Here is an 11,518-nt window from a genome sequence, read left to right on the forward strand (position 1 = left end):
TGGTACCATGATGATTTAAATTTCTCCCTGCTTATTTTCATTCCACAAAATTAAGACAAATCCTACTTACAAAGCAGTATTATTTACAAGAAAATGACAAAAGAAAAAGGAGCTTTTCTTATCTATCGAAAAGCTCCTCTTTTTTAATGCGAAGACGCGTCACTAATACCATGCCCAGTATTAGATTTCACGAGAATTTCATCAAATTTCGCTGCATCTTCTTTCTTACTAGATAAAACAGTTCCTAAATACGCTGCAAGAAATCCAAGCGGAATCGAAATAATTCCAGGTGTCGTATATGGGAATATCGCTTCCCCAACAAATATAGCTTTTCCAGCTACAGGGTTCCATACATTTGGGCTTAACGCGACAAGAACAATAGCTGATACAAGACCAGCAATCATACCAGAGATGGCACCTGTTGTATTGAAGCGCTTCCAATATATTGTAAATAATATAACTGGCAAGTTTGCACTCGCTGCAACTGCAAATGCTAACGAAACTAAAAATGCTACGTTCAATGTTTGAGCAAATAACGCTAGTATAATAGACAATACCGCTACTCCAATAGACGCATAACGAGCCATGGATACTTGCTCTTTTTCCGTTGATTTCCCCTTGCGGATAATTTCATTATAAAAATCATGTGCGAATGCGGATGCTGCTGTTAATACAAGGCCTGCCACTACAGCTAAAATCGTTGCAAAGGCAATTGCTGATACGAAAGCAAATAAGAAATCTCCGCCCAGTGCTTTCGCTAATAAAGGTGCTGCCATATTACCAGCAGGGTTTGCTTTCATAATCGCCTCATTCCCTACAAACGCCGCTGCCCCAAATCCTAAGAAAATTGTCATAATATAAAATGCGCCAATTAACCACGTAGCGTATACGACAGATTGACGTGCTGTTTTTGCATCACGTACTGTAAAAAAGCGAACAAGAATGTGTGGTAATCCTGCCGTACCAAGGACTAGTCCTAAATTTAAAGATAGTGTATCAAGACCATCTTTATACTTTACTCCTGGATTTAAAAACGAATCTTTTAATGGAGTTGCTGTTTTCATTTGAGCAAACATTTCCGTCACACTAAAATTAAATTTTGCGAAAACGATAACAGAAATAATAAATGTACCAGCCATAAGTAATACAGCCTTAACAATTTGCACCCAGCTCGTCGCGGTCATTCCGCCAAAAATAACGTACACTGTCATTAATGTACCAACAATTAAAACGGATGTTGTATATTCAATCCCTAATAATAACTTAATAAGTGCACCCGCCCCAACTAATTGTGCAATCATATAAAAAATTGAAATCGTCATCGTATTAAGCGCTGCAACTCCGCGAACTTTTTTCGCGTCAAAACGCGCCGCAATCATATCCGCTAACGTGTACTTCCCTAAATTCCTTAGCGGTTCTGCGACAAGGTATAGAACAACTAAATAAGCAACTAAAAAGCCGATACTATAAAAGAAACCATCAAACCCAGTTAATGCGATCGCTCCAGCTATACCAAGAAAAGACGCAGCAGACATATAATCTCCCGCAATGGCCAGACCATTTTGCCAACCAGTTAATCCCCCTCCAGCTGTATAAAACTCACTCGCATTTTTCGTTTTTTTCGATGCAAAATAGGTTATGACGAGCGTACCAAGGACAATAATTAAAAATAGTGCAAATGCCGTCGTATTCAAGTTCAGCCCCTCCCTTTTTGCATATTTTGTAGAATTTTTTGCGAGATTTCATCAAAGGATTCCGCCTTTTTGCTATAAATCATACATAAAGCCCAAGTCATAATAAATTGTGCAAAAGCAAATACCCACGCCCACGTAACATCACCAAATGCCGGTGTATTGAGTACCTTTGAATACGATGTTAAAATAGGTAACGCAATAAAAAAACTTAAAAAGAAAATACTCATTGGAACGATAAACTTCTTTTTCTTATTTAATAACAATTGAAATTCTTCTGACTGAACAACCTCTGTATAATTCACCTCATTTTGTAACTTACGTGCTGACGTATCATCTCTTTTCATTCTCTTATCCCCTCTCTTACTAGAAATGCAATTCCCCCTTGTATACCTAAAGACTAAATTTTATAAATATTCAGAAACTTATTTTCATTTTAGACAATCCATACATTCCTGCAAAGATTTTTCGATAGACATTTTTCGGCATTTTCCCCTAAGTTTTTAATATACTTTTTCAAAATAAAGTGACACCTTACTTATTTTTTCCTCATTAAAACAAAAGCAGTGCTTAACGCACTACTTTTTTCTTTTTTTCCTTTTCTAAATTACGAGCTGTTTCGCTTAATTCAACGTCTTTTCCATCTTTAAGCGTTCCAAATATGAAATCGAATACTGGATTTGAAACACCAAACCAAAACTTTTCATTTTTATAATGGTGTAATATGTGCTGTTTTTTTAGCCATCTTCCAAACTTAGTAACAGGACGAATTGGCTTATGTGCAATATAATGTTTCCATTCATAAACGAGAAGCATAATAATCATTCCAATTCCGAACGAAAGTGCAATAGTAACACTTTTTGTTATAGCATATGATATAAGTAAATATATAGTAAAACTCGGTATACTAAACCATACAGGTAAAAATAACAGTTTTAAATCATCTGGATAGACGTGATGGTCATAATGTAATCTTCTTAGCATTTTTAATAAAAATACGTTTTTAGGTGGTTTTAAGTGAAATAAAAAACGGTGTGTCATATATTCGTTTAGCGTATAAAAAATAATACCAAACAAACAAGCTAACAAACCGATCCATGTGAAAAATTGCATTTTTAAAATAATGATAAAAACAAATAAAATACTATACATAATAACGATATCATGTTGTAAAAAGAACTCTTTCCCCACCCTCTTCATCTTCCTTCCCCCTTTTCAAAAAAAACAGTCGCAACATATCGTTACGACTATTTCTTTTCTATATCTTATTCTATACGCTTTACAAATTTGCCTGTTGCTCTATTGTCGAGAAAAAATTGTTCGGTCCAAATATATTTTGCTTCGGAATAATATGTTCCACCGCAAACACTGTTACTTCTCCTCTTTGTACCTCTCCAATGATAAGCCCAAATATTTCATGATTTACAGCAAACGTTGGTTGCTTTGTTTGTAGTAATCTTGCTGCATTCTGAAATACCGCTTCATATAGTGGATTTCTATCAGTAATTTCTTTTCTGATTTTTGGTGCTAACGTAATAATGATTTCTTTTCCGTCAATAGTGGTTCGATACATAAAAATCTCCCCTTCAATCTTATGTGAACAACTGTAAAGCTTTGTATGCAAAATGGATAGAATATCCTACTAAAATAATACCTGCTCCGGCTGTTATATAGCCAAGTGCTTTTTGCTTTAATAAAGTTCTGCCAAAATGGACAGAAAAAGCAATATTTACATTCCATAAAATAATACCAGCGATAATACAAAGACTATACAAAAAGGCTTCTTGTTTCGTTACCTTCGTAAGCAATGAGCTAAGTGTACTTCCGTATATACCAAACCAAAAAACAAGATTTAATGGATTGGATATCGCAATTAAAAAACCTGCTATAAACGATTGTTTAAGGCCGCCTACCTCTTCTTTTTTATATTCCATATTCGATTGAGAAATTCCTTGTTTTACACTTTGAAATCCTAAATAAAATAATAAGAAAAACCCTGTGCAATACATAAAAGCTTGTACATATGTATACATAAACAGAGAAGATAAACCGAAATAGATGAGAAGCATAAACAAAATATCTGCTGTCATTCCACCAATTCCAACAACCCACGCATGCCAAAAACCTCGTTCAATTCCTCGTTTTAACATTTCAATATTAATCGGACCTACTGGCGCAGCTAATGAAATACCTAATACAATTTGTTGTATTATCGCTCCAAACATCACTCTATCCTTTCTACTTCCTTTACTATTAAGTAATGATGTAATAATTAAAAATAGACTAGCTTCCCTCAAAATATTTACTACTAAAATACCCTTTTTTATCCAAAATATGCAAAAGAGCCATCCAGATGATGACTCTTACTTTTCTATCTTATGAAGAAAAGGACATTTTCCTTTTAACGGTTCTACATCGTCTCCTATAAAGTATTGTTTCCATTCACGATGATCCGGATCACCATAATGACTAATGTTAGGATGTTTCGGCAGCTGATCCCACTTTTCAACTCGCTCACGGACCGTTTGCCTAGAATATGCTCCTTTAGGACGATCCCCTTCTAATCCATCAAATATAGTACGTGGCTGAAATCCAATAACGAGAGAATTTCCTAAATGCCTAGTTTTTCGTTGTTTATAGGCTGGTGCGTTTCCAAATGCGAATATCGGTTCCCCGCCAAATGAAAATTCCCATAAGTAATGGTCTGGGTCTTTAGGAATTTGCTTTGGCCATGTTTCCTTATCGTTTTCATGTAAATATTGTAGTACTTTCCAAAAGTAATCACGGTAATATTCCAGTGATTGCTCCTCACATTCCGGTTCTACAAAAAGAAAAAAGCCTCTTCTTACAATTGGACGCTCTTTCATTAGCTCTAAAAAAGATAACATTGTATGCGGCAAATGACTCCAATCATTATGAGATAGAAAGGAATAGCGAAGTTCATTCTTTTTCAAAGCAGTTAAACCAAAATAACATGGGAAAGTTGGTTCTAATACGACGTTAGAAAAATTTTCAAATTCTTTTGCAACCCAATTCGGTATATCCGTTCTCATTCTCATTCCTTCATTATCTAATAAATAAGACTCATTCATTCTTTCACCCCATTATGTATAGCATTCAATTAAGACTATTACATACTTGGCCTGTCCTATACCTATTTAAAAATTTGGTTAAAAAATTATTTAAAAATACAAAAAAATAAAATCGCTTACTTGACTAAATTCTCCCAATTCGTGTATATTTAAATTAATCATTTAGCAGAATATTCAAGATTATAGCATTTTTAGTTTATATTATCTTTTCAAATGAATTTCACTAAATGAAAAAAGCAAATGTTTTTAGGAGGAATTGTAACATGCAAGGAAAAGTAAAATGGTTTAACAACGAAAAAGGTTTTGGATTTATCGAAATTGAAGGCGCTGACGATGTATTCGTACATTTCTCTGCTATTCAAGGCGAAGGCTACAAAGCTTTAGAAGAAGGTCAAGAAGTATCTTTCGATATCACTGAAGGAAACCGTGGACCTCAAGCTGCTAACGTAGTAAAACTTTAATCCAACATATGACAGGAGGTTACCTTACTTGGTAACCTCCTTTGTTATTCCTTTGTATATTTCCGTTTTCCAGAGCAAAAACTATGTGAAATGCGCACTATACAAAGGAGGAATTATTAATGGGATCAGAAGTAAATGATTTTGAAGAAGTGAAATTCCGTGTAGAAACAGCACAAAAAATGGTAGGATCAGCGACAATTTCAATGGATCCAGATACATTAGAGCATGCTACTACTGCTGTAGAAGCAGCTCGCTCTCAGCTTGAAATTATGAAATCTGTTGCAACAGATTTAGACGAGCCATTTTTAATAAATGAGGAAAAGAAATTAAGCGAGTGTGAGCATCAATTAAATGAAGCGAAGCACTAAAAAACATCCAGAGAGTTTTCTCTGGATGTTTTTTCATGACAACTGTTCCCCATATTTTTTCAATGTTTCTCCAACTGTACATTGTCTTATACAAAAGGAATGAGCATAATACTTACTATTTGTCTTTCGATTATGTTCTCGCAAAAAACATCCTTCACAATACGTTTCTAATAAGTCATTTACCTCTGTAATGAGTTGCTTTTTATCCACCTTTGCACCTCTCTATTCGGTTATTTCTTTATGACTATCAATCACTGTTCCTTCTAATGCTTGCGTAGCTAATTGATGTGCTTCTTTATTTTGTTTTCTTGATATAGGCTCACATACAAGTTTTAATTTCATTTGCTTTGCTTTTTGCTCAATTTGGTCTAAATAATGATTTAAATGTTCATCATAACAAGGCCATTCTCCAGCCAATTGCTGCAGTACAACTTGAGAATCTCCGCGAAGCGTGACCGCTTCATACTTAATCCCTAATTCCTCGAGTATATTCATGCTATATAGTAATGATGCATATTCCGCTTCATTATTATCATATATGCCTTCTATATATGCATTACGGCGAATTCGGTATTTTGTATTTCCTTTTTTATAGTATACACATATGCCTATACCAGCTTCTTTCGTCTGTACATCATAGCCGCCATCAAAATAAACGAGTATTTCTTGGGGTTCTTCCTCCACTTGTTTGCTCAGCTTCTTCATTTCCTTTAATGACCATTCTGCATCCATTTCATCGTAAAATAATAATTCTTTCACTCTTCCTGTTTTCTCGAAATCCTCCGCAAATTGAAGTGCTTCTTCTATGTTCATATAATCTGTCGTTAATTCCGTCTGAAAACCGCGTTTTGTTTTATACAACCAATGAATTTTATATTTCATACTAGATTCCCCTTATGTAAGACTTCTTATATGTATCCAGCTAATGAAAGCCTCACTTTATTTTATTATATTTTATCAAGAGTCAAAGAATTATATTCAATATTATCACATGCAAAAAGAGCTATCCCTATAGGAATAGCTCTTTCATCTATTACATAAATCTTTCAAATTGTACTCGTTTATTAATCCAGTACATTACAGGCATACCAATCGCCATAACAACAAATTCACCGATTGCACATGTTAACCAAGTCAACATGAATGGTAAATCAAATGCAAGATGAAGTTCAATTGCAATCATAAACATTGTAATTGTAAAAATGACTGTATTAAAAATCATACGAGCCCAAACACCTTTAATAAATCGCATAGAAATAATCGTTGCAACTAATGCAAGAATAGATTGCCCTACTCCAAATACTAAATCGTAAGCGATCATAGGTGAGAAAAAGAGATTCGTTAAAAATACACCTAATACAATTCCGTAAATTGCTTTCTTATTAAATACAACGAGATGATTAAACATCTCTGAAATACGAAACTGTACATTCGTAAAGCCAAATGGTTGAATAAGCATAGAAACAGCAATATATAATGCCGCTAAAATACCATTACCGACTAAAGTTCTAATATTCATGACAAAATCTCCTTAGTTTTTTTACGTGGGATGGTTTCGAACCACGTTATTCGTTTTTTAAGCAACAAGATTATATTTTACGCGGTAGCCCCCCTTTCGTCAATAGATTCCTACCATGAACTACCCTTTTTCTTTTAGACAACGTATAATGAAATATATGAAAGATTTAGGAGGTTTTACTTCATGACTGCAACAATTCAAAATGAAAAAGTGATCGTTTCCATTTCTGACAAAGGTGCAGAATTACAAAGCGTTCGCTTAAAAGAAGATAACACTGAATACTTATGGCAAGGCGATTCTACTTATTGGGGGCGCCGCGCACCAATTTTATTCCCAATTGTCGGTCGATTAGTAGATAATACATACTACGTAGATGGTAAACCATATTCTTTAACACAACACGGCTTTGCTCGTGACCTTACATTCTCTGTGAAAGAACAAAGTGAAACGAAAATCACTTATATTGTTACTAGTAATGAAGAAACATTAAAAAAATATCCATACGAATTCGAATTACTTGTTTCTTATGAGCTAGACGGACAAATCGTTCATGTAACATATGAAGTAACTAATCCTGCTTCAAAAGAGATGTTCTTCTCAATCGGAGCACATCCTGGTTTCAACTTCCCATTATTAGAGGGCGAATCATTTACAGATTATCATTTATCCTTTAATGGTTCTGAACGCTTAGAAACTAGCGTATTAGAAGGTCCTTACCTTTCAAGCAAAAAACAATTAATCGCTGAAAATACGAATGAATTACCACTTACATACGATTTATTTAAAAATGATGCACTTATTTTTGAAAATATGAATACGGATGAAATCTCTATTCGTTCTCATAAACATAATAAATTTGTAAAAGTAGAATTTGATGGCTTCCCATTTGTCGGCGTATGGACACCAGGCGAGAATGCACCTTTCTTATGTATTGAACCTTGGTACGGAATTGCCGATGAAGTAACTCCAGCAAAAGATTTCAAGGAAAAAAAAGGAATTCAATCTTTACAAGCGAATGAAACATTTACATGTCGTTATAGCATTACAATCGGCTAATTACTCTATCCCCTACTTCAAAGAAACATATAAGTAGGGGATTATCTTATCATTTGGAGGTTTCTCATTTTGATTGAAGTATATATTGATGGTGCATCAAAAGGAAATCCTGGTCCTTCTGGTGCGGGAGTATTTATTAAAGGGATTCAACCAGCTGTACAATTATCATTACCCCTTGGGACAATGTCCAATCATGAAGCAGAATACCACGCTTTACTTGCGGCATTAAAATATTGCACGGAGCATAATTATAACATTGTCTCTTTTCGTACAGATTCGCAACTTGTTGAGCGAGCTGTCGAAAAAGAATACGCAAAAAATAAAATGTTTGCGCCACTATTAGAAGAAGCACTGCAGTACATAAAAAGTTTCGATCTCTTTTTTATTAAATGGATTCCAAGTAGTCAAAATAAAGTTGCTGATGAGTTAGCTAGAAAGGCTATTTTACAAAATTAACGGGGGTATGAGTGTGAAAAAAGATTGGATTGCTCCTCTAGCTTTATTATTTGTCTCTTTTATTTGGGGAGCTACGTTTGTTGTCGTTCAAAATGCTATGTCTTTCGTTGGCCCATTTACTTTTAATGGTATTCGCTTTTTATTCGCCGGAATTATTTTATTGTTCGTTCAAATGATTTTCGCAAAAAAAACTTCAAAACAAGATATAAAACAGAGTAGTCTTGCCGGATTAATCGTTGGATTCTTTTTATGTGTTGGCTATGTATTACAAACATTCGGCTTACTTTATACAACCTCTTCAAAAGCAGGATTCTTAACAGGGCTTAGTATCGTTATGGTGCCCATTTTGTCTTTTATCTTTTTAAAACAAAAAGCTACTATTTTTATCGTAATGGGCATTGCTGTAGCAACGGCAGGTTTATACTTATTAACAGCTGGTGATTCATTTCAATTAAACATTGGAGATATACTCGTTCTCGGTTGCGCAGTTGCTTTCGCTGCTCATATTCTCGTTAACGGCTTCTTCTCTAAAAAAATATCACCTTTATTGTTAAGCACATCGCAAGTATTAGCTGTCGGTATATTTTCTTCTATTTGCGCCTTTTTGTTTGAAGATTGGGAAAAATTATTTTCAGTAGCACTATGGACGAATTCTTCCTTTTTATTTGCTCTCTTTCTAACTTCCCTATTTGCAACATCCATTGCTTTTTTCATTCAAACATCAGCGCAAAAACATACGTCTCCAACGAGAGTAGCCATTATTTTCGCAATGGAGCCCGTTTTCGCTGCCTTAACAGGCGTTCTCGTTGCAAACGAACAACTTTCTATTTCTGCTATTATCGGATGCCTATGTATTTTCCTAGGCATGGTTTTTGTTGAATTACCTTCCAAAACAAAAAAAGAAGCGCAGGCTGCGTGAAGTTACGCTTGTAACTTCCGCATAAAAGCCTTAGCGCTTTTTTTATCTGTAATCTCTTCTTCTTTCAATCGTTCTAATAACGCAACAAAATAACTCCCATCAAACTGTAATTGATGTTTAATTGTCGCTTCTATTGCTGCGTTCACAATTCCATCAGATGCACCAGTATATCCTTGTCCGAACATAATAAATCCTTGTGCTTCCTCTGATAGTTTAAATCCTTTCGTATGTAAGAATGAAAGATAATCTTCTACTGTTTGCATGTTATTCCCACCTACTCAAAAATTCTCCATCTCCTATCATACATGTTTTTACACGCTATGAGAATGAAATTTCTTTGACAACTTTGTAAATCAATCGTCTACTTCGTTTGTAATGGAGGATTTCCTAACAATATAAAGGAATATGTACAGTGGAACTTATTTCATATTAAAGGGGAGACACGATGAAACAAGCACTATTAATTATCGATGCGCAGCAAGAATTAATGGATGGAAATGAACAAGAAAAAGAAGTTTTTCGTAAAACCGAGTTACTATCTACACTAAATACAGCCGTACAGAAAGCGATAGATGCAAATGCCCTTATTGTTTTCGTAAGAGATATCGATGTTGCTTCTGGTAGCGGAGAAGGATTTGAAGTACATAATGAAATTAAAGTACCTCAGTCTGCAATCCTTATTAATAAAGCAGCAACAAACTCATTCTATGGCACTTCTTTACTTGAACTTTTAAAAGAAGAAAAAATTAATCATATTGTTATCGGTGGATGTAAAACAGAACATTGCATCGACACCGCCGTTAGAACAGCTACTGTACAAGGATTTGACGTTACATTAATTAAAAATGGTCATTCAACAACTGACTCTAACGTGTTATCTGCAGAGCAAATTATTGGTCATCATAATAAAACTTTACATGGCCATTATAACGTTGATCATTTTTCTATGGTGAGAGATATCGAAGAAGACCTCTTTCAACCAACTCACGACCAATATCGTGATTAAATTACCTAAAAAAGAATCCTTACGTGAAAAGGATTCTTTTTTCATCCAAAAATTTGTGCTGCAATGCTATATAGCCCATTATTCCGTTTTAATAATTGATCACTATTTCTCATCATAATTGGTGGTGTATTAACCTTTTGAAAGCCAACAGCCTCTAATTGATTTAGAAAATCTTTTTTCCCCTCTGGTACATCAATTCTTACTTTACCATGATGTTCTCTTGCTAAATCATGTACAATTCTCATTGCCATCGCATCATTTTTAGCAACGACCGGACCTATTATTTTATTTTCGGGTGTTTGTACACTCAAACCATATCCTAATGCATTTTGTTCCTTATCCTTTACAACGATACACTGTTCACTTTGCATAATTCTTTTCATTAAAAACTCTTTTCTATTTGTTCCAAACGCATATTCATCTAATTTTATTATTTCTTCTAAATCATACTCTTTATAATTCATTATATAATCTTCATTTCCTATACAATAATCATTCACATTGTACGAGTTACATATGTATTTAGAAACATAGCTTACTGCTCTAAATCCTAATTTTTCATATAAAAGTTTTCCCTCGTCCGTAGCAATAAGCATAATTGGAGTTTGAGTCGATACGCTCTTAATACATGAATCTGTTATCGCCTTTCCAATCCCCCTCCCCTTATAATTTGGATGTACAATGACCATTCCGATAGACGCTAATTCCTCCCCATATAATATTATTGCCGCGCTAGCAATAAGTTCCTTCCTCCCATTCCACACACCGTATACAATACCTGAGTCAAAAATAGTCTCAATTTCTTCTCCGTTATAATCCCAGCCAATATAAGAAGATAATGAAACAATATCATTTATACTTTCTTTTCTAAGACGCTCCACTCTCATTTCCAAGTCAATCATTCTCCATCTCTTTATCTAGACTCTTAAATCATTCTTTCCGAATCAACC

17 protein-coding genes and 1 riboswitch are annotated in these 11,518 nt (G+C 34.4%); of the genes, 6 read left to right on the plus strand and 11 right to left on the minus strand.

What is annotated here, in order from left to right; genetic code table 11:
- Nucleotides 1-143 precede the first annotated feature (143 nt).
- The 6 genes from ACTFNE_RS14960 to ACTFNE_RS14985 form a co-directional block, all read right to left on the minus strand.
- Nucleotides 144-1,694 carry a solute symporter family protein gene (locus ACTFNE_RS14960; protein WP_001098246.1) on the minus strand — a complete coding sequence of 517 codons (1,551 nt, stop codon included), beginning with the start codon at nt 1,692-1,694 and terminating at the stop codon, nt 144-146.
- A 2-nt stretch (nt 1,695-1,696) separates the two neighbouring features.
- On the minus strand, nt 1,697-2,038 hold the full coding sequence (locus ACTFNE_RS14965; RefSeq protein ID WP_000817360.1) for a DUF485 domain-containing protein: 342 nt from the start codon (nt 2,036-2,038) through the stop codon (nt 1,697-1,699).
- A 223-nt stretch (nt 2,039-2,261) separates the two neighbouring features.
- Nucleotides 2,262-2,891, minus strand: a complete 630-nt coding sequence (locus ACTFNE_RS14970; protein ID WP_000832150.1) for a sterol desaturase family protein — start codon at nt 2,889-2,891, stop codon at nt 2,262-2,264.
- A 79-nt stretch (nt 2,892-2,970) separates the two neighbouring features.
- Entirely contained in the window at nt 2,971-3,264 is a 294-nt protein-coding gene (locus tag ACTFNE_RS14975) for a hypothetical protein (protein ID WP_000286373.1), read from the minus strand.
- A 19-nt stretch (nt 3,265-3,283) separates the two neighbouring features.
- Nucleotides 3,284-3,916 (minus strand): LysE family transporter, encoded by a 633-nt coding sequence (locus tag ACTFNE_RS14980; RefSeq protein ID WP_270705635.1) that lies wholly within the window; start codon nt 3,914-3,916, stop codon nt 3,284-3,286.
- A 138-nt stretch (nt 3,917-4,054) separates the two neighbouring features.
- Nucleotides 4,055-4,783 carry a YqcI/YcgG family protein gene (locus tag ACTFNE_RS14985; RefSeq protein WP_074542986.1) on the minus strand — a complete coding sequence of 243 codons (729 nt, stop codon included), beginning with the start codon at nt 4,781-4,783 and terminating at the stop codon, nt 4,055-4,057.
- 263 nt (nt 4,784-5,046) lie between these two features.
- Between ACTFNE_RS14985 and cspB the strand changes: the two genes are divergently transcribed.
- Together cspB and ACTFNE_RS14995 are read left to right on the plus strand one after the other, a co-directional pair.
- Nucleotides 5,047-5,244 carry a cold shock-like protein CspB gene (cspB, locus tag ACTFNE_RS14990; protein WP_001161727.1) on the plus strand — a complete coding sequence of 66 codons (198 nt, stop codon included), beginning with the start codon at nt 5,047-5,049 and terminating at the stop codon, nt 5,242-5,244.
- A gap of 119 nt (nt 5,245-5,363) precedes the next feature.
- The gene (locus tag ACTFNE_RS14995) at nt 5,364-5,612 is read left to right on the plus strand and encodes a DUF2564 family protein (protein ID WP_000534391.1); all 249 of its coding nucleotides are present in this window, start codon (nt 5,364-5,366) and stop codon (nt 5,610-5,612) included.
- 33 nt (nt 5,613-5,645) lie between these two features.
- Here ACTFNE_RS14995 and ACTFNE_RS15000 read toward each other — a convergent pair whose 3' ends face one another.
- The 3 genes from ACTFNE_RS15000 to ACTFNE_RS15010 all read right to left on the minus strand — a co-directional run bounded on the left by ACTFNE_RS15000 (nt 5,646) and on the right by ACTFNE_RS15010 (nt 7,131).
- Complete coding sequence (locus ACTFNE_RS15000) at nt 5,646-5,822, minus strand: zinc-finger domain-containing protein (protein WP_000358801.1); 177 nt, start codon at nt 5,820-5,822, stop codon at nt 5,646-5,648.
- A 12-nt stretch (nt 5,823-5,834) separates the two neighbouring features.
- The gene (locus ACTFNE_RS15005; RefSeq protein WP_000875518.1) at nt 5,835-6,494 is read right to left on the minus strand and encodes a ribonuclease H family protein; all 660 of its coding nucleotides are present in this window, start codon (nt 6,492-6,494) and stop codon (nt 5,835-5,837) included.
- A 151-nt stretch (nt 6,495-6,645) separates the two neighbouring features.
- A complete protein-coding gene (locus ACTFNE_RS15010; protein WP_001026467.1) occupies nt 6,646-7,131 on the minus strand; it encodes a QueT transporter family protein in 486 nt (161 codons plus the stop codon).
- A gap of 6 nt (nt 7,132-7,137) precedes the next feature.
- A riboswitch (PreQ1 riboswitch) is annotated at nt 7,138-7,182 on the minus strand.
- A gap of 132 nt (nt 7,183-7,314) precedes the next feature.
- On the opposite strand from ACTFNE_RS15010, the gene ACTFNE_RS15015 reads away from it, so the two are divergent.
- The 3 genes from ACTFNE_RS15015 to ACTFNE_RS15025 all read left to right on the plus strand — a co-directional run bounded on the left by ACTFNE_RS15015 (nt 7,315) and on the right by ACTFNE_RS15025 (nt 9,562).
- Nucleotides 7,315-8,187 carry an aldose 1-epimerase family protein gene (locus ACTFNE_RS15015; RefSeq protein ID WP_270705605.1) on the plus strand — a complete coding sequence of 291 codons (873 nt, stop codon included), beginning with the start codon at nt 7,315-7,317 and terminating at the stop codon, nt 8,185-8,187.
- A gap of 69 nt (nt 8,188-8,256) precedes the next feature.
- Nucleotides 8,257-8,643, plus strand: coding sequence for a reverse transcriptase-like protein (locus tag ACTFNE_RS15020; RefSeq protein WP_061131060.1), 387 nt, complete (start codon nt 8,257-8,259; stop codon nt 8,641-8,643).
- Nucleotides 8,644-8,656: 13 nt separating this feature from the next.
- Nucleotides 8,657-9,562 (plus strand): DMT family transporter, encoded by a 906-nt coding sequence (locus tag ACTFNE_RS15025; protein ID WP_270705606.1) that lies wholly within the window; start codon nt 8,657-8,659, stop codon nt 9,560-9,562.
- 2 nt (nt 9,563-9,564) lie between these two features.
- Here ACTFNE_RS15025 and ACTFNE_RS15030 read toward each other — a convergent pair whose 3' ends face one another.
- Nucleotides 9,565-9,825 carry a DUF6123 family protein gene (locus tag ACTFNE_RS15030; RefSeq protein WP_001195212.1) on the minus strand — a complete coding sequence of 87 codons (261 nt, stop codon included), beginning with the start codon at nt 9,823-9,825 and terminating at the stop codon, nt 9,565-9,567.
- A 182-nt stretch (nt 9,826-10,007) separates the two neighbouring features.
- Between ACTFNE_RS15030 and ACTFNE_RS15035 the strand changes: the two genes are divergently transcribed.
- Complete coding sequence (locus tag ACTFNE_RS15035; RefSeq protein WP_270705607.1) at nt 10,008-10,568, plus strand: cysteine hydrolase family protein; 561 nt, start codon at nt 10,008-10,010, stop codon at nt 10,566-10,568.
- Nucleotides 10,569-10,609: 41 nt separating this feature from the next.
- Here the strand turns inward: ACTFNE_RS15035 and ACTFNE_RS15040 are convergent, their stop codons facing one another.
- Complete coding sequence (locus ACTFNE_RS15040; protein ID WP_270705608.1) at nt 10,610-11,470, minus strand: GNAT family N-acetyltransferase; 861 nt, start codon at nt 11,468-11,470, stop codon at nt 10,610-10,612.
- Nucleotides 11,471-11,518: the final 48 nt, after the last annotated feature.

It is taken from the genome of Bacillus cereus group sp. MYBKT111-2, from assembly GCF_051915205.1.
Lineage (GTDB): Bacteria > Bacillota > Bacilli > Bacillales > Bacillaceae_G > Bacillus_A > Bacillus_A paranthracis.